General features: G+C 36.7%; 15 protein-coding genes. 7 read left to right on the top strand and 8 right to left on the bottom strand.

Going from position 1 to position 17,385, the window contains the following annotated elements; translation table 11 throughout:
• Nucleotide 1: 1 nt before the first annotated feature.
• From BW964_RS20040 to BW964_RS20030, 3 genes are all read right to left on the bottom strand, one after another.
• The gene (locus BW964_RS20040; RefSeq protein ID WP_076509996.1) at nt 2–1,258 is read right to left on the bottom strand and encodes an aminotransferase class I/II-fold pyridoxal phosphate-dependent enzyme; all 1,257 of its coding nucleotides are present in this window, start codon (nt 1,256–1,258) and stop codon (nt 2–4) included.
• A 411-nt stretch (nt 1,259–1,669) separates the two neighbouring features.
• Nucleotides 1,670–2,029 (bottom strand): helix-turn-helix domain-containing protein, encoded by a 360-nt coding sequence (locus BW964_RS20035; RefSeq protein WP_076509994.1) that lies wholly within the window; start codon nt 2,027–2,029, stop codon nt 1,670–1,672.
• 408 nt (nt 2,030–2,437) lie between these two features.
• Nucleotides 2,438–3,181 carry a response regulator transcription factor gene (locus tag BW964_RS20030; RefSeq protein ID WP_076509992.1) on the bottom strand — a complete coding sequence of 248 codons (744 nt, stop codon included), beginning with the start codon at nt 3,179–3,181 and terminating at the stop codon, nt 2,438–2,440.
• A gap of 83 nt (nt 3,182–3,264) precedes the next feature.
• Here BW964_RS20030 and BW964_RS20025 point away from each other — a divergent pair, with 83 nt between their 5' ends.
• The 6 genes from BW964_RS20025 to BW964_RS19995 all read left to right on the top strand — a co-directional run bounded on the left by BW964_RS20025 (nt 3,265) and on the right by BW964_RS19995 (nt 9,007).
• Nucleotides 3,265–3,912: a DUF1349 domain-containing protein gene (locus BW964_RS20025; RefSeq protein ID WP_076509990.1), complete on the top strand. Its 648-nt coding sequence runs from the start codon at nt 3,265–3,267 to the stop codon at nt 3,910–3,912.
• Between the two features lie 585 nt (nt 3,913–4,497).
• Nucleotides 4,498–4,914 carry a hypothetical protein gene (locus tag BW964_RS20020; protein ID WP_076509988.1) on the top strand — a complete coding sequence of 139 codons (417 nt, stop codon included), beginning with the start codon at nt 4,498–4,500 and terminating at the stop codon, nt 4,912–4,914.
• A 27-nt stretch (nt 4,915–4,941) separates the two neighbouring features.
• Nucleotides 4,942–5,553 (top strand): response regulator transcription factor, encoded by a 612-nt coding sequence (locus tag BW964_RS20015; RefSeq protein ID WP_076509986.1) that lies wholly within the window; start codon nt 4,942–4,944, stop codon nt 5,551–5,553.
• A gap of 553 nt (nt 5,554–6,106) precedes the next feature.
• Complete coding sequence (locus tag BW964_RS20005; RefSeq protein WP_076509982.1) at nt 6,107–7,066, top strand: helix-turn-helix domain-containing protein; 960 nt, start codon at nt 6,107–6,109, stop codon at nt 7,064–7,066.
• 119 nt (nt 7,067–7,185) lie between these two features.
• Entirely contained in the window at nt 7,186–8,388 is a 1,203-nt protein-coding gene (locus BW964_RS20000; protein ID WP_076509980.1) for an MFS transporter, read from the top strand.
• 202 nt (nt 8,389–8,590) lie between these two features.
• Entirely contained in the window at nt 8,591–9,007 is a 417-nt protein-coding gene (locus BW964_RS19995) for a hypothetical protein (protein WP_076509977.1), read from the top strand.
• A 139-nt stretch (nt 9,008–9,146) separates the two neighbouring features.
• On the opposite strand, the gene BW964_RS19990 is transcribed toward BW964_RS19995, so the two are convergent.
• The 5 genes from BW964_RS19990 to BW964_RS19970 all read right to left on the bottom strand — a co-directional run bounded on the left by BW964_RS19990 (nt 9,147) and on the right by BW964_RS19970 (nt 15,813).
• Entirely contained in the window at nt 9,147–9,671 is a 525-nt protein-coding gene (locus tag BW964_RS19990; RefSeq protein WP_076509975.1) for a thermonuclease family protein, read from the bottom strand.
• Between the two features lie 121 nt (nt 9,672–9,792).
• A complete protein-coding gene (locus BW964_RS19985; RefSeq protein WP_076509973.1) occupies nt 9,793–11,088 on the bottom strand; it encodes a TolC family protein in 1,296 nt (431 codons plus the stop codon).
• 178 nt (nt 11,089–11,266) lie between these two features.
• The gene (locus tag BW964_RS19980) at nt 11,267–13,681 is read right to left on the bottom strand and encodes an ABC transporter permease (RefSeq protein WP_076509971.1); all 2,415 of its coding nucleotides are present in this window, start codon (nt 13,679–13,681) and stop codon (nt 11,267–11,269) included.
• A gap of 132 nt (nt 13,682–13,813) precedes the next feature.
• Complete coding sequence (locus tag BW964_RS19975) at nt 13,814–14,536, bottom strand: ABC transporter ATP-binding protein (protein WP_076509969.1); 723 nt, start codon at nt 14,534–14,536, stop codon at nt 13,814–13,816.
• Nucleotides 14,537–14,565: 29 nt separating this feature from the next.
• Nucleotides 14,566–15,813, bottom strand: coding sequence for an efflux RND transporter periplasmic adaptor subunit (locus tag BW964_RS19970; protein ID WP_076509967.1), 1,248 nt, complete (start codon nt 15,811–15,813; stop codon nt 14,566–14,568).
• 206 nt (nt 15,814–16,019) lie between these two features.
• Here BW964_RS19970 and BW964_RS19965 point away from each other — a divergent pair, with 206 nt between their 5' ends.
• The gene (locus BW964_RS19965; RefSeq protein WP_076509965.1) at nt 16,020–17,363 is read left to right on the top strand and encodes a sigma-54-dependent transcriptional regulator; all 1,344 of its coding nucleotides are present in this window, start codon (nt 16,020–16,022) and stop codon (nt 17,361–17,363) included.
• Nucleotides 17,364–17,385 lie beyond the last annotated feature (22 nt).

Below are 17,385 nucleotides of genomic sequence, written 5' to 3'. Positions count from 1 at the left end.
ATTATTTTTTCGCAATATGCATTTTTTTATTTATATCATCAAATACATTGAGTGTTTTGTCAAGATGTTCTTTCTCATGTCTTGCTGTCACACTCATTCTGATGCGCGCGTCTTTTCTTGCTACTGCGGGGTACATAATAGGATTGGTATACACTCCTTTTTCAATTAATATTCTACCGATATCCCACATTTTGCTTTGATCTCCTATTTTTACAGGAATAATGGCTGAGCATGTAATACCAGTATCCAGACCTAAATCGTCCAGACCTTTTTTGAAATAATTGATATTATCCCAGAGTCTTTGTCTCCAGATCGGTTCTTCATCAATCAAATCGATAGCTTTAACTATTCCCGCAGAAGAAGGTGGCGCTGTTGCTGAGAAAATTTGTTGTCTCGACTGGAATTTAAGGAATGATGCTATTTTTTTATTGGTAATAACATATCCCCCCAAGTTACCAAAAGTTTTGCTAAATGTGCCAGTAATGAAATCCACTTTATCCATCAGGCCAGGATTCTCAAGAGTTCCCCTTCCGGTTTCTCCTAAAATTCCTACGCCATGCACATCATCTACCATGAGATAAGCATTATACTTTTTAACCAGATCATATATCTCGCTGATGCGCGAAGTGTCACCATCCTGAGAATATACTCCATCTACTATAACAAGTTTCGTACGGTACGTATTTTCAGATATCTTCAAAATGTGTTCCAAAGCTTCCAAATTATTGTGTGGAAACGTTTTTTTATTTGTAAAAACACATCCCTCGTGTACGCTGGCATGCACTGCCATGTCTAAAATAGCGATATCTTCCTTCTGCATGAGAATTTGTAAAGTGGCACTATTGGCAGTATACCCTGTGGTAAAGATGACAGCTTCGTCTTCATTTCTGCCAAAAAAACCGGCTATTTTTCTTTCTAATGCATAATGATAATCAAAATATCCTCCAATAAGAGGTGTCGCACCGGTTCCTGTCCCATATTTTTCGATCCCATCGATGGCGGCCTGCTTTACTTTGGGATGTTGTGTAAATCCTAAATAATCGCTGGACACAAAACTTACATATTCTTTGCTTTGATTGGCAATATTAATGTTTAATGTCGCATTGGTTCCCGAAGTATTTTTCAATCGGTAATTCATGTGACCTTTAGCGGTCATATGATCCAGAAATTCATAAAAATAATTCGCTCTTTGAGCAATATCATAATCCGAGATATTCTCAAAATCTTTAAAAGTTGCTGTTTCAAAATCGATACTCATCCTTAATGTTGTTAGTGTTAGTTGTTAGTGTTAGTTGTTTGAAGAAACAAATATATGATTATTTAAAGCTTGTAAAATCCATCTGTTATATTAAATATTATACACTATATAATAGATTAACGTTATAATCTGATAATCAAATTATTTGAGTTGATGAAGACATCAATAACAAAGTTTTATGGTTAGTTATTTTTTAAATGAAGTTAAATTTAACAAAAAAAACACAACAATAAATCAATATAAATTAATAAATCATAAAAAAAAGGCCATTACTTTCACAATCGCCTCATTATTAAAATATTATTTTTCACTTTAAATTCAGGATGTTAAAATTTCTTAAAATATTAAAGTCTCAAAACGACCTTCATTTTGATTTTTCACTATTTCTTGTACAGAACTTCGTGGATATTTTTAGTATTTTAGTTGACTATCTTTTCTAAATGCACCCGGTGTGATACCCGTTAGTTTTTTAAAGAATTTGGAGAAATTGGAAGGGTCATAGGTAAACATTCTTGCAATTTCTGCGATGGACTGATCCGATTTTGCAATCATTGCCTTGGCCTCATGAATGATCTTTTCATCATAAAAAAAACATGGATGCTCCCCTTTTTCCTTTTTCACAGTATCCGTCAGGTGTTGATGAGAAACAGCAAGCTCAGCGGCAATTTCATTGAGCTCCATAAATTCAGGAACGATCCCGGAAATCACATCGTTAATATGCTTATCGAGAAAGGCAAAATACTGCAGGGTAATTTCTTCACTTCTTTTCATCGTTTGATTCTAATTGATTTTCAGAAAAATTTCAATCTATAAAATTAAAGATAAGTATAAAAAAAATTAGGGTGAACTTTTCGGACGTTTTCATCGAAAGAGAAGATCTGTTTTATCCGGTTAAAAATCTAAAGGCTGAACATAGACCTCACCGGAACGATAAAACATCCTGAGCTAGTTTCTTATTGCCAGCGCAGGATGTATTCATGAATTTTCGCTGCAACTATCTGTTATTAATGGGCTGAAAACTGATAGAAGTTTAAAGTATTGACAGCTCATCGGGGCAAAATTTCAAAATATAAAATATAAAAAATGATATAACAGATGTGACGTTTTCTGAGATCAGCGGTTGTTTCCTTCCGGATTCAAGCTTTCTGCCATCATTAAAAAAACTGATCCTGAGCCCTGTTAATAAAAACTATCTTTAAATGCCTGCACGGAATTCTTCACGTTCAGTTTTTCAAGGATGTTCTGGCGATGTCTGCTTACCGTGTTGATACTTATCGAAAGGAACTCGGCGATCTGTTTACTGGCATAGCCTTCACCTACATATTTTAATACTTCAAGCTCTCTTCTGGACAGAATGTTTTGATAATCCAGCTTATCTTTGACGACCACCTCCCCTCGTGTCGTGTTAATAATCATAAAATTGGAAACCATAGGAAGTGCCTGATCGAGAGCCAACTGATAAAGGCAGAAGGCGAATCTCAGTTTTCCGTTATCAGGAGAGTAAATATAGAACATCCGGTGTTTCACCAATTGATATTGATTGTCTTTATTTTTCATCCTGATTTTGGAGAGAACACCATATTCTGCTCTGACTTCTGCATCCAGAGACTCCATCATTTCATAGAAACGCATTTCGTGAATGTATTTTTTGAGCCGGTCATCGGGATGTATTTTTTTAATGATTTCCTCTTCCCAGATAGAATTGATCTCTGCGGGATTCTCTTCCATGCTTAAACCCAATTCAAATGCCGTCTTTGATTTGTACACATAGCTTTTATCAGCCTGCATATCGCTTAATACAGACACAGTGCCTTCCATCTGCGCATAGGTCAACGCTCTTTGTTTATATACTTCTACATCCAGCTGGCATTGTCCGGCTGTTGTATGCAGAAGCCGGCTGTTCAGTTTTTCTATGATTTCCATAAATGGTTATTTATCAGTATTGGGAGAATAGGGGTTTAGTAATACTTTTGCTAAAGTAACAATTTACACGCAGCTAAAGAGAAATGAAGAAATTGGTTTTAAGTTTTTGTGCTATTTTCCTGGTCCAGAAGACCTTTGCACAGACATTGGAAAAAATGAACTGGTTCAATGAACCTGAGAAATGGGAGATTAAAAACAACAGTTTATCGATGTCAGTTACTCCCCAGAGTGATTACTGGAGAATTTCCCATTATGGATTCACCGTAGATGATGCGCCTTTTTACTATACGACGTATGGTGGAGAATTTGAGGCAAAAGTAAAAATCAGCGGAAATTACAAAGCAAGATTTGACCAGATGGGCCTTATGCTGAGAACAGATGAGAAGAATTACATCAAGGCAGGTATTGAATTTGTAGACGGAAAATACAACCTGAGTACGGTGGTTACCCACGGAACCAGCGACTGGAGCGTGATTGCACTGGAAAAAGCGCCTTCTGCCGTATGGATAAAAGCTATACGAAGACTTGATGCTGTGGAAGTATTTTATTCTTTTGATGATAAAAACTACGTCATGATGCGCAATGCCTATCTTCAGGACAACACTCCGGTGATGGTAGGCCTTATGGCTGCATGTCCGGACGGAAATGGTTTTACAGCGGTCTTTGAAGGTTTTAAAGTGAAACATCTTCCGGATCAGCGCAGGCTAAAATGGCTTGAAAACAACAAATAGCGATTGAGTTTTAATTCAATATACAGTCAATTTTTATTCACCTCCCTTTTTTGGGGAGGTTTTTTTTTGCTTACCTACTCTGAGAAGGTACCTGTAATTACGAGCTTCCATTGATCAGCTATTGATTCCGTGCTGGAGAGGATTATGTTATTTTGTTTACGTAAAATCAAAAACAGAATATAGTACTGGATCATTCTACCTTCAGAACATTCACGATTATCGGTTTGTTCACATTTCCGCTACAGAAACAAAATTTCTTCAAACACTAAGGAAATAAACTCCATAGATTGAAATTTTATCGAATATAGAATTTAATCTACAAAAAATTCCGTCAAATATTCTTTTTTTAACGGATAAAATTCATATCAAATATCAATAATTATAATAATTCATGTGCATAAAATCACTATTTTTACAGCGTATTACCCGCCTGTTTAATGACAAGACACAAAACACATACATAATAATGAAAAAGAAATATATTCAGTTATTCCCACTCTTTAGAAGAACTTCGGCTTGTACAATGACTATTATTAATAAATTTCCGGACTAATCAAACGGAAAGCATAGATCATTTATGCCTATATGAAAACCTGGACATTGTTTTTTGTCATTCTGTTTTTAGATACTTACGGACAGCGTCATACTTTTACGTGGACCACTATTGATAACGGATTGCTGCACAACAGCACAAAACCCCTTGTCAGAGGGCGTCATTGCTATGTGTCCGAAAAAGTTTCCTACAGCACCTGTTCTCTACAAAAGAGGTCTTATGGAATGTTCAAAATTCATCTCATCAAAAAAAAACAAAAACTAACCCCAATAACCACCAGTACGGGAACGGAAATTCTTTCTGAACAGCTCAATAGTTACACCAGCCTGTTGAACAATCCAAATCTTGAAAATCCTGATTTTAAAGGGAAAAATTTGAATTCGGCCTATGTGTACCCTTCTGCCAAAAACGAATTTTACGTCCAGCCATTCTCATGGAAGTATTGTTGAAATAACTCTTATTAAAGACCATTTTATATGAATGAAAGAATCTTAATTGCAGACGATCACTATGTAGTAAGAGCAGGAACTGCCTTAGTCTTAGATTCCGCCTATCCACAACTTAAAATAGATTTTGCAGAAAATTATGATCAGATAAAAAACCATCTGTCTGCCCACCCATGTGATCTTCTTCTTTTGGACATAGATATGCAGGGGACCAAATATAAAAAAATGATCCCTGAACTTAAAAGCATACAGGAAAGTTTAAAAATCCTTGTATTTTCCAGATACGACAAGGATGTTGCCATCCAGTATATCAGAGAAGGAGCCGAAGGCTATCTGAATAAGCAAAGCAGTGAGGAAGAAATTAAAGAAGCCGTAAGATCGGTCATAGAGAAAGGCTACTATTATCCAGCTGAACTCATCGGGCTTATTATCCAGAATAAAAAAAGCAATCCTGCAGAGAAATTGTCTTCCCGTGAATATGAAATTTTCACACTTCTGGCCAGCGGCACCGGAAATCTTGAAATCGGGAATAAACTGGAGATCCAGATGTCTACCGTAAGTACCTATAAAAAGAGAATCTTTAAAAAACTCAATGTTTCCAATATCGCAGAACTTATCAAGGTGCATGAAATGATGCACTAAGAAATCCTTCTGATAACAGCTTTTTATTGTTCAGCAATTGGGATCGTATATTGTACTTTCAAGATACGGTCCCGGTACAAAGCTGCACTTATTTACCTGATCACCTTCGCCTATTTTCCCTGTAATCTTTTTTCATCGGAATGAAGTTTATTTTTATGCCTGAAGATATCACACACCAGTATCACCCCTCCATATTTCAGATTTTCAGCAATTTACAAAGTAATTTCAGATGGTATCTATTTCACGTAAGAGCCTGCCGAAACTCCTGTAAAAAGATGTTTGGAGATCATTTACTTTATTCATTTTTAATTATATTTGTCCTTGTGTTTATACAGAAAAAAATGGTCGGGACATTATTTTATAACAGGACAAATCATTTGCTATTGATTTTTTTAACGAATCCGGTGCAAGGTTTTCTGCACGTTGTCAATAACAAATGAAAAGCAAGAGATCATACCAATTTTTAAATAACCATAATCCAGTCCAGTCAATTTTTGATACCTGACTGCTCATATAGGTATTAAAATAAAATTTAATTATCCTTAGAACATAAATGACCGCCACAAAAGAATTAAAAGCTGAGAAAATCGAACGATACAAAAGAGAACTGATCCACTATTACATTATTTTAATGGCAATCATTCTTTTTCTGTTTGCTTTGAAGTTCACTTTTATTACTCCTTACAAAGCTATTTCCTGGTATTTGTATGGTGGACTGTTTTTCATGACGTATACCTACATTATTGTCCGCAAAAACTATTCGGTCAATACATTGGTACATATGTATATGATCTCGGCTTCTGTGTATAATTTTTATATTATGCTGGCTTTCTGGAATTATTCTGTAGCAGGTTTTGTATGGCTGATTCCTATTCCGCTGGCAGCGTATGTTTTTTTCACAAGAAAGTATGTCATCATTTATAGCCTTTATGTGCTTTTCCATATTATGATGGGCTACCTGATCAACAAAAGCTTCGTATTTAATTTCCCAAAACAGAGTCCTGAAGATATCAGAATAAGTGATACTTTTCTGGTGATATGCAATGTGGCTGTGATAGCACTGCTGCTCTATTTTAAAGATAAGATCAAACGGGTGGAAATTTATAATGAAATAGAAGAAAAATTACAAACAGAAGAAAAACCCGTATCTTCTTTGATGGAACACGATACTTTTTCAGAGGAGCTGTTTGAAAAAATTGAAATTTTAATGAAGGAAAAACATTTGTATAAGGATGTAAACTTCAATATTTCTAAATTATCTGCAGAAATGAACATCAACAGCAGCTATATTTCAAAAGCCATCCGATACAGGGGGTATCCGAATTTCAGCAATTATCTCAATCTGTATCGAATCAACTGTGTAAAAAAGCTCCTTGATGAAAATGATCTGGAAAGGGTCACTTTGATGTATGTCTACACTGAAGCCGGATTTTCTAATCAGTCTACATTCAACAGGGTTTTTAAACAGATTGAAGGAACTACTCCTTCGGAATACATCAGTAAAATAAATTAATGATGGGGATCACCAATACCCATTATCGACCAAAGCATTTTCGGAATTGAAAAAATATCATGAACTTTACAAGACTTTAATTTCTACAAAAACCTCAGGGGGTTTAATCGTAAAAAATCATGGATTTATCTGAAAAAGCTAAAAAAGGAAGCGCGCGTTTCCGATCTATAAAACTTTGTATTTTCTTTTCGGGGCTTTCCGTTTTCGCACAGCTTTATCTTTTTCAGCCGATGCTGCCTACCGTGGCTGACTATTTCAAAACCACCGCAGGAAACAGTTCTTTGCTCGTATCTTCATCAACCATTGGAATGGCTGCCGGACTGTTGTTTTTTGCTTTTAAGGCAGACAGCTATTCCAGAAAAAATCTAATGACTTTTTCACTGATTTCTTCTGCCTTGCTCACCATTGCCTCAGCATTGATGCCGAGCCTCAGTCTGCTTATTGCAACGGGAGTTTTAAAAGGGTTCGTGGTATCCGGAGTTTCGGCGGTTGCTCTTGCTTATCTCACGGAGGAGGTTCATACTTCTGTGGTTGCACTTGCTATCAGCATGTACCTCAGTGGGAATACCATCGGCGGAATGAGCGGAAGAATAATGGCAACGGTATTAGCCGGGGAATTCGGGTGGCGAAATGCGGTGCTGATCATTGGAATAGAAAGTCTTATATTGGGTATTATTTTCTGGAAACTGTTTCCTACATCTCAATTCTTCCATCCTCAGAAAACAGATTATTCTCTCAAGGTAAAACAAATGGGGCGTTTTTTTACAGATCCTTACATGCTTCGTCTATATTTTATTGCAGCATTGCTGATGGGTACTTTCGTAAGTGTATACAATTACCTGACTTTCAGATTGGAAGATCAGCCTTTTTCATTGAGCCATTTTGTGATCGCTTTTATATTTCTAATGTATATTTTCGGAGTATTCGGTACGATGATTACGAGTAGATTATCAACAAAATTCAGTCGCAATTTTATCCTGAAAGGTTCTGTACTTTTTATGATGTCCGGGACCGTGTTGTTGCTTTCAGAGAATATTTACATTGTTATTTTCGGGCTGGGTTTGTTTACCCTGGCTTTTTTTGCGGCTCATACGATGGCCAGCCAGATGACAGCGTTGCATGCGAGGCAGGGAAAATCTTCCGCCACCTCTATCTACTGGCTCTTTTATTACTTTGGATCCAGCATTCTTGGAACGGGTACCGGATATATTCTTCACGCTTTTTCCTGGACTATTTTTATAACGGTTCTGTTATTTTCTGTAAGCGTATCATTTGTATTGGCTGCCAGAAATCAGGATTTAAAAGATATTAAAGTTCTTTAACATTATAGTAAATACCACACAGATACCACACTTATTTTCTATTATCTCTTAATTTTAAGAAAAAACCCCAATATTTTAACATATAATTCATTATTGATGGAAAAAATTAACAAAATATTCAAAAGCGGAATGTTTTTACTATAATGCTGGGCATAATATTTGCAAGTACCTAGGTAACCACACCTTTTTAACTCACAATATTATGAACGCAGCAGATCTTAAAATTAAAAACTTAGTTGATTACAAAAATCAGACTTACACCATTACTGAAATATTTCATGGGGCAAACCATGATTATTTTGTAAAAATTGAAAATGATTTTCATAGTATTTCAGTTCCGGCAGACTCTATTAAACCGATCCAGATTACAGAGGAATGGCTTGAAAAGTTTGGATTTTTACGAACGTATATTTCAGAACAGAGAATTCGTTATGAAAGACCCGAAACGTTTATTAAATATGACTTTGACCTGAGTTCAAAAAAAATAATGGAAGGTTTGAAAATATACGGCAACTCCATCCGATGCAAATACATTCATGAGTTCCAGAATATCTTTTCATGCCTCTTCGGAAAAGAACCCGCCACGTCCAGTTTCGGACTGTTAAAGACAGAATCTTAGTTTATTATTATGTTTATTATAGGGAAACCGCTGCTCAAAAAGCAGCGGTTTCTGTTTTTATATACAACGAAATGGTTTGCTTTGAAATGACATGAAAACAGGCTACAATAATGCTCTGCTGATTGTGCCAAACCTTAGATTATTTGGCGTCCATCAAAGAAAGTTGTTCCATCTGTTTCTGAAGTCGTTTTGCCTTAGCTTTTTCACGTTGTTCCTTTCGGAAATCCCAGGGTGAAACCGCTTTTTTATCCTGCCATAGCCCCCGTTTTTTGGTTTTGGCCTTTTCCTGCATTTTTCCAAGATCTGCATTTTTGGAGTAACTATAATACCACCATCCGTATCCTGCTTTTATGATTTCAGCTGAAAGGTACTTCCCGTTATCGTAATATACTTTCGCTATGGATCGTCCATATCGATCCTTATTTGTTTCTGTAAATCTGATGTTTTTAGCAAAAACCTGATCTGATGTGAACTGCTTGGCATTTTTTCCAAACGGCTGTAGCTTTTCGGGACAGTCTACCTCTGCGAGCCGAAGTTTCTTCTGTACATTATCATCCAATAAAACCGTGATGGTGTCTCCGTCTGAAATCCCAACTACCTTTGCCACCGTCTGTGAGAAAAATGAAAGGGGGAAGCATACCCATGCATAAAGAAATATTCTCATGGTGCGAAATTATGTAATTATTTTCAAAACCCTTTAGCAGACGGAGTTTTTTCACTTATTTTATTATTCTCAGGCCTTTCAGCAACAAGGAAAGGTGGAGATTATTTTCCTGTGTAAATTTTCACAATCCGTTCTTTAGTACTTTCAGCAATTCCGTTTGCTGAATGACGTCATTTTTACTGCTGATCAGGTTATAATTAGCCTGAAGCCAATTATTTCTCACAATAAAGAAGGTATATGCATCCATGAGTCCTTCTTTGTATTTTTCTTCTGATTTCTGAAAAGAGAGTTTCTGGTTTTCAAAATTGGATTCTAAAAGCGTATACTTTTCCCGAGCATTTAAAAATTGGGTTTTTATGGAATTAATGGTCTGGGTGAGGTTGTTGACAATCAATTCTTTATCATAATTGGAATTGATGACATTCAATCGGGCAATTTCTACATTGTTTTTAACCTGAAGCTTATTAAAAACCGGAATATTAAGTCCAAAAAACACCGACTGGTTTTTATTTTGGGTGAACTGGTCTGAAAAACTGACGGTAGAAGCATTACTATTTAAAGATTTATTATAAAAAGTAGACCAGCTGTAGCTTCCGTTAAGGGTTGGTAAATACGCTGAGGCTGCTAGATTTACCGCTTTTTCCTGAGCTTTGATTTCAGCCAGAACAGTCTGATAGGCAGGATTATTTTCCAACAGTTTCCTGGTAAAATCAGTATGATCAAAGTTTTCTTCTGCCAAAACCTCCTCATTACTCATCACAAAATCTACAGAGTCCTGAGTGACGGCTAAAGCGTTAAGAAGATTGATTTTAGCCAGATCACGTTGATTTCTTGCGGTAACCCACTGTTCCTGTAATGTTCCTAAATTGGCTTTTATATCGTAAATATCACTTTTTGAACGGCTTCCTATTTCCACTTCTTTTTCTGTTCTCTTAATTTGTTCTTGCATCCCTGAAATCTGAGTTTCCAGCACATCAACCCAGCTTTTACTGTTTTGATAAAGAAAGAAATTTTGAACAATGTTCAGCTTCACATCATTCTGAGCCTTTTTAAGTCTGTAAGAACTGGTTTCTTTGTTCAGCTTTGAAAGAGAAATATTCACATAATTACGCCAGTTGAAAAGCTCAATATTGGCTTGAGCCTTCAGCTGATCGTATTGTGTATTGAGTACTTCTCTCTGATTACTGGACTGATTAATTGAAGATCCAAAACTATAACTGTGATCTACTCCAGCTTCCACAGAAGGCAATAACATTCCTTTTGAGGCTGCGATCTGATGATCATTTTTTTGAATGTTTACCGTTGCCTGTTTTACCAGCGGATGATGGGCTGCAGCATAATCCAGGCACTGCTGAAGATTCCAGGATTGCTGAGCAGGAAACAGCCCGAAAAAAAATATGAAAATAAAATTTTTCATGTAAAAGATGAATTTAAATTGAATCCAGATTAAAAAAATTATGATTCAGGGCCTTAGGCTTTAAGGTGCAGGCAGAAAGCTAGAGAATCCGCTCCCAGCTTTCCGGCACTGCCAAAAACAAAATATCTTATCCCAAACTCAGGTTATTTTAAAGAAAAACAAGTAGTCAGAATGGCGATCATTCATATTTAAGATACTTTACAAGACTTACTTTTGTCGCTTTATAAGCTTTAATGCTTACGACCGCAAAGGTTAAGAAAAGCAGAGTAACAAGACTTATAATGAATGGTGAAGCCGGCATATCAATACGGTAAGCAAAATCGTTCAGCCATTCGTTCATCAGATAATAACTGATCGGAATGCTTATAAGAACAGCAGTAAGCGTGATCCATAGGAATTGTTTTGTGAGTCCCATAATTAAAATTCCATCTGAAGCTCCCAACGTCTTTTTTATCGCTACATCTTTCAGCTTCTGTTCGATCATCAATGAAGACAATGCGAATAATCCTAATAAGGCCACCATGAGTACCATTGCATTCAAAATGGTGAAAAGAGTCTGCTGTTTTTTATATTTCTCAAAGGTTTTGGCAAATTTCTGATCAACAAAGAAGTAGTCGAAAGGGTATCCTGGTTCTACTGAACCAGACCAGTATTTTTTAATTCTTTTCAGGGTACCGTCCATATCATCAGGTTTTATTTTAAGCTGAATATTATAGACATTTAACCTTTTCCATTCTGTTTCCTTGTAATGAAAAAATATAACAGGTTCTACGGCTGTTCTCAAACTTCTGATATTGAAGTCTTTTACAATGCCTACAATATTATATTTTTTGTTATCAAATCCCGGACGGATTTCATTTTTAAAAACCTCATCATCATTCCATCCGAATTTTTTTACAAAAGCTTCATTGACTAAAACATTGTTAACGGTATCAGATGAAAGATTCTGGTCCAGCCAACGGCCTTTTTTAAGTTTCACATTCAGAAACTGAAGGTAATTGTAATCCATGGATCCATGCTGAGCCTGAATACTTTTATCCATAAAATCAACATTTGAACTGCTGGATCTATTGCTTCCCGGAACTACTTCTCCATAAGAAATTTCAGCCACGCCAGGAATTTTGCTCATCTCTGTTTTAAGTCTTTCATACTTCAGCCATGGTTTTGAATTCGGCTCACTGAAGTTGATCATCAAAATCTGTTTTCCGTTGTATCCCAGGTCTTTGTCCATCATATGTTTCACCTGTTGATTCACAATCAGTCCGCCAATAATGAAGAATGAGGAAATTACCAGCTGTAGCGTCAGAATTCCGTTTCTGAGCCAGATTCCGTGTTTGCTTCTCGCGAAATTTCCTTTGAGGGTTTCTATCGCTTTGAAGTTGGACAGATACAATGCGGGAATCAATCCTGAGATCAAGGTTACCAAAATGACCATAACAAAAGAATCCCAATAGATATGCCAGTCATCCATTTTCATTTCTTTATCAAAAAACTTGTTGAAACTTGGCAAAAGAAGCTCCGTTAAAGCCAGTGAAAGTAAATAAGAGGCAATACAAATCACAAAGGTTTCCATCAAAAACTGAACAATCAGATTGGATCTTGTGCTGCCTATGGCTTTTCTTACTCCGATTTCCTTGGCACGCTGAGAGGCTTGGGCGGTCTTCAGGTTGATAAAGTTGATGGCTGATAAAACAACAATTAAAACAGAAAGCGTAAACAATATCATGATCGTTTTGAAATCCGGACTTCCAAACCAGGATGCTTTTGCATGAAGCCTTACTTCATCAAGGGGAGTAAACACACTGCCGGTAGGACCATACAGATCCAGATACTGCTGAAGCGTCATTCCGGAGGAGTCTTTGTCCAGCTTTGCTCTGTACTCGAAAATCTCTTTTAAAAATTTCTGTTGTACATCGGGAATACTGGTTCCTTTTTTAAGCATAAAGAAGCAGCCATAATTGAAATTCCCCCAATTCTTTTCATCATTTTTAATCTGATCTACCGGGTTGATAATAAACTCCGGTTTAATCTGGCTGTTGTCCTTCGGCAATTCATAAACAGCGGTTACCACATAGTTTTTGCCATCAAATTTGACGCTTTCTCCTGCGGCATTGGTGGTGCCAAAAAGATTTTTAGCCGCAGTAGTGGATAATGCAATAACCCCCTCTCCTTTTAAAGCGTTTTTATAAGTTCCGTGCACCAATTTAAAAGGAAAGAATTTAAAAAAACTTTCTGTAGCAGTCATTCCTTCCTGCTGGAAGACGGTTTTTTGTTTGGTGGTCATTTTAAGGCCTATTCCCGAACCATTGAACAAAACATAATCCTCTACTCCCGGAATTACTTCTTTGGCCCGTCTTGCCATAGGAACAGAGATATTATTACCGTAAGAATTATCTGTCTTGTAGTAACTCTGGAAATAATAAATTTGATCTTTTTTAGGATTCCATTTTTCGAATGATTCTTCATCATTCCAATGCAGCAGAATCAGCATAAAGCCGGTAAGCCCCACTGTAAGTCCGAATAAATTGATTGCAGTAGACAACCAGTTTTTTTTATAATTGATGAAAGCTATTTTAAGCCAGTTATTTAGCATGATCGTATAATTTTGTAGGTGATGAAGGTGTATTTCCAACCGTATTCAGGTCGAAAATACACCTGACATCAAGGAAGGTGAGCTTCCACGGTTACTAGTTTTGACAATATAATGAGTTAAAAAATGAAACAATTACTGGAGCTCCTGAGCATCCGCTTTTTCAAAAACATCTCTTCTTTGGGAAGCATGTTCTTCGTTAAATATTTCGCCGTCTTTCATATTGACAATTCGGGAAGCAAAACCAGCATCATAAGAAGAGTGCGTTACCATTACAATGGTGGAGCCTTCCCTGTGAAGCTCTGCGAGAAGGTTCATCACTTCATTTCCGTTGGAACTGTCAAGATTTCCGGTAGGTTCATCGGCAAGAATCAGTTGTGGTTTTGTAACCAGAGCTCTTGCCACGGCCGCTCTTTGCTGCTGACCTCCTGAAAGCTGCTGCGGATAATGCTTTGCACGATGACCTATATTGATTTGCTCCATAATCTCCTCTACCCTTCTTTTTCTTTCAGAAGAGGAAACTCCGTTATAAATTAATGGCAATTCTATATTTTCATAGACACTCAGCTCATCGATCAGGTTAAAATTCTGAAAAATGAAACCTATATTTTTCTTCCGGATAGCGGATTTCTTTTTTTCTCCTGCTTTTACAGTTTCTACATCTGCAAATTTGTAAGAGCCTGTAGAGGCATCATCCAGCAGGCCAAGAATATTTAGGAATGTAGACTTTCCACAGCCTGAAGGGCCCATGATGGCTACAAATTCCCCTTCTTTGATATGAAGACTGATGTTATTCAAAGCATTGGTCTGTACATCTTCAGTTTTGTAGATTTTAGAAAGATTCTGAACATTGATCATTTTGATTCTTATTTAAAGGTGAAGGTTAATTATTTTTTATTTTTAATCTCAAGGATTTCGTATTTTTTGATATCTGAATAGTCAGATGTAATCACTGTTTCACTGCTTTTCAATCCTGAAACTACTTCGTAAAATAAAGGATTTTCGCGGCCCAAAACAATGTTTCTTTTTTCTGCTTTATTTCCTTTGACAACAAAGATCCATTTTCCGTTGGTCTCTTTATAAAAATTGCCTTTAGGAACCATTATACTCTGGGTATCTGCGGAAAGTTTAAGTTTAACGCCAAAAGTCATCCCTATTTTCAGATTTTGCGGTTTCACATCTGTAAAGTTAAGTTCTACGGAAAACTGCCCATCTTTTACTTCCGGTAAAATTTTAGTGATGACCACATTATACTGCTTACCGTCATTATCCAGACTCCCCTTGATGCCGTTTTGGAGCTTATTGATGTAGTATTCATCTACTTTTGCTACTAATTTATAGCCATCCATCAAATCTATTTTACCAATACTCTGTCCGGTGGTCAGATTTTCACCTATTGACACATTAAATGATGACAATCTTCCCGAAGCCGGAGCCATGATCAGAAAATTGTTTTTATTGGAATGCAGGATCTGAAGACTTTTTTCCATTTGACTGATAGAGGAATTAACGGCAGATATTTGTGAGCTTCTGGATCTTTTTTCATTAAAGGCTCCGCTTTCTACAATTGATTTTCGTTGTTTCTGGTAATTCAGATTCTGCAAGCTGATGTCATAATCTGTTTTTTTTCCGATTTGAGCCTCATACAGCCGCTTTTGCAAATTAAATGATTGTAAAGCCGTATTGTAATCATTCTGAGACTGTAGCAATTCCTTATCCTGAACGAATTCCTGATTTTTAAGTTCAAGAAGTGTACTTCTCATCTGGCTGATCTGCTGCATGATTCCTGTTTCCTGATTCAGATAATTAAATTCTGTATTGGGGTTGTACACTTGTGCAATAGGCTGTCCCTTGGTGAGAATCTGTCCATCTTCGGCAAATATTTCTTTGATGGCCCCTCCTTCCAAAACATTGACTAGAGAGGAATTTAAAGATTGGGTCTGCGCGGTGAGCATCAGCATATCTTCAAACTTTCCCCGGGTGACTTCCTCCATCTGAATGTCTTCTGCGGAAATATTATACGTTTTTTTCTGCTTGAGAAAATACAGACTGAACAGTGATCCTGCCACTATAATTGTCAATCCGACTAAAACAATTTTCAATTTAGATTTCTTTTTTACTATTTTCGTATCCATATTAAGATAACTCGTTTGCTTACAATTAATTACACAATCCAGATGCCAGTAAATTATAATTTCGTAAGTCTTTGACAATCTGAAATAAAGCAGTAAAGCCATTGGTCAAAACTGTTCATTATCGGACACTTTTTGTGCGAAAATGAACACTTACGCTTTAATTTTGGGTGATGAGTTCCCTATTCAATTAATTTTATTTAAGTGATATGCGTAAAAAAGAAGCCCATATATTGATTGTAGATGATAATGAAGATATTTTATTTTCTGCCAGGATTTGGCTCAAGAAATTTTTCTCGGAGGTCAGCTGTCTCAGCCATCCCACAAAAATTCTGAAATTCATTGTTGAACATCAGATCGATGCTGTGGTTTTGGATATGAATTTCCGGAAAGGATTTGAGAATGGCCAGGATGGCCTGTATTGGATGAATGAGATAAAAACCCTTGAACCACAGCTCCCTGTGATTCTGATGACCGCTTATGGCGAAGTGGAATTAGCGATTGAAGGGTTAAAAAAAGGAGCGTCTGATTTTATCCTCAAACCATGGAATAACGAAAAACTGTATGCTTCTGTCAATCTGGCGGTAGATCTTTCACGGAAAAATAAGAAATTAAGTCAGTGGGAAAATATCAATCAAAAAAGCAATCAGTATCAGCTGGAGAGTCATTCTCTTAAAATGCAGGAAATTCTTGATCAAATAAAAAAAGTCTCTCCTACAGATGCCAATATTCTTCTTTTGGGGGAAAACGGAACTGGCAAATATGTTTTGGCAGAGTCTATTCATGAGCAGTCTGACAGAAAAAATGAGCCTTTTGTGCATATAGATCTGGGAAGTATTTCTGAAAATCTTTTTGAGGCTGAGCTGTTTGGGTATAAAAAGGGAGCCTTTACAGATGCTCATCAGGATTATGCCGGAAAAATAGAAAATACGCAGAACGGAACTGTTTTTCTTGATGAAATTGGCAATCTTCCTCTTCAGCTTCAGACCAAATTGCTGAGTCTGATCCAAAACAGAAAACTCTCCAGAATTGGTGAGACAAAGGAAAGAATGCTGGACGTACGTTTTATTTTTGCAACGAATGAGAATCTGAAAAAAGCGGTGGCGGAGAATCGTTTTCGTCAGGATTTGTATTACAGAATCAATACCGTGGAAATACATATTCCTGCTTTGAGGGAAAGACAGGAAGACATCAATATTCTGGCTGTCTATTTCTTGGAACGCTACAAACAGAAATACCACAAGCCGAATTTAGAGTTGTCCGAAAACCTGTTATCTCAGCTAAAAAATTATCCATGGCCGGGAAATATCCGTGAACTGGATCATTGCATAGAACGGAGTGTGATTTTATCCAATGACAAAAGCCTTCAGCTGTTGATGCCCCAGCTGGAGGAGCAGGAAAGCACGATCACAAATCTGAATATTGAAGAAATGGAAGAAATGCTTATTAAAAAAGCACTGAAAAAGCATCAGGGTAACATCTCTGCTGCCGCTGAGGACCTGGGACTCTCAAGAGCTGCTTTATACCGAAGAATGGAAAAGTTCGGATTATAATTGAATCTATATTTACATGTCA

It is taken from the genome of Chryseobacterium shigense (genome assembly GCF_900156575.1).
Lineage (GTDB): Bacteria > Bacteroidota > Bacteroidia > Flavobacteriales > Weeksellaceae > Chryseobacterium > Chryseobacterium shigense.
This window is presented reverse-complemented; position numbering and strand designations above follow the sequence as displayed.

Bases quoted from the DNA above. Each gene is read 5' to 3' on its own strand.
- BW964_RS20040 (WP_076509996.1), bottom strand. From the start codon at position 1,258: ATGAGTATCGATTTTGAAACAGCAACTTTTAAAGATTTTGAGAATATC.
- BW964_RS20035 (WP_076509994.1), bottom strand. From the start codon at position 2,029: ATGAAAAGAAGTGAAGAAATTACCCTGCAGTATTTTGCCTTTCTCGAT.
- BW964_RS20030 (WP_076509992.1), bottom strand. From the start codon at position 3,181: ATGGAAATCATAGAAAAACTGAACAGCCGGCTTCTGCATACAACAGCC.
- BW964_RS20025 (WP_076509990.1), top strand. From the start codon at position 3,265: ATGAAGAAATTGGTTTTAAGTTTTTGTGCTATTTTCCTGGTCCAGAAG.
- BW964_RS20020 (WP_076509988.1), top strand. From the start codon at position 4,498: ATGAAAACCTGGACATTGTTTTTTGTCATTCTGTTTTTAGATACTTAC.
- BW964_RS20015 (WP_076509986.1), top strand. From the start codon at position 4,942: ATGAATGAAAGAATCTTAATTGCAGACGATCACTATGTAGTAAGAGCA.
- BW964_RS20005 (WP_076509982.1), top strand. From the start codon at position 6,107: ATGACCGCCACAAAAGAATTAAAAGCTGAGAAAATCGAACGATACAAA.
- BW964_RS20000 (WP_076509980.1), top strand. From the start codon at position 7,186: ATGGATTTATCTGAAAAAGCTAAAAAAGGAAGCGCGCGTTTCCGATCT.
- BW964_RS19995 (WP_076509977.1), top strand. From the start codon at position 8,591: ATGAACGCAGCAGATCTTAAAATTAAAAACTTAGTTGATTACAAAAAT.
- BW964_RS19990 (WP_076509975.1), bottom strand. From the start codon at position 9,671: ATGAGAATATTTCTTTATGCATGGGTATGCTTCCCCCTTTCATTTTTC.
- BW964_RS19985 (WP_076509973.1), bottom strand. From the start codon at position 11,088: ATGAAAAATTTTATTTTCATATTTTTTTTCGGGCTGTTTCCTGCTCAG.
- BW964_RS19980 (WP_076509971.1), bottom strand. From the start codon at position 13,681: ATGCTAAATAACTGGCTTAAAATAGCTTTCATCAATTATAAAAAAAAC.
- BW964_RS19975 (WP_076509969.1), bottom strand. From the start codon at position 14,536: ATGATCAATGTTCAGAATCTTTCTAAAATCTACAAAACTGAAGATGTA.
- BW964_RS19970 (WP_076509967.1), bottom strand. From the start codon at position 15,813: ATGGATACGAAAATAGTAAAAAAGAAATCTAAATTGAAAATTGTTTTA.
- BW964_RS19965 (WP_076509965.1), top strand. From the start codon at position 16,020: ATGCGTAAAAAAGAAGCCCATATATTGATTGTAGATGATAATGAAGAT.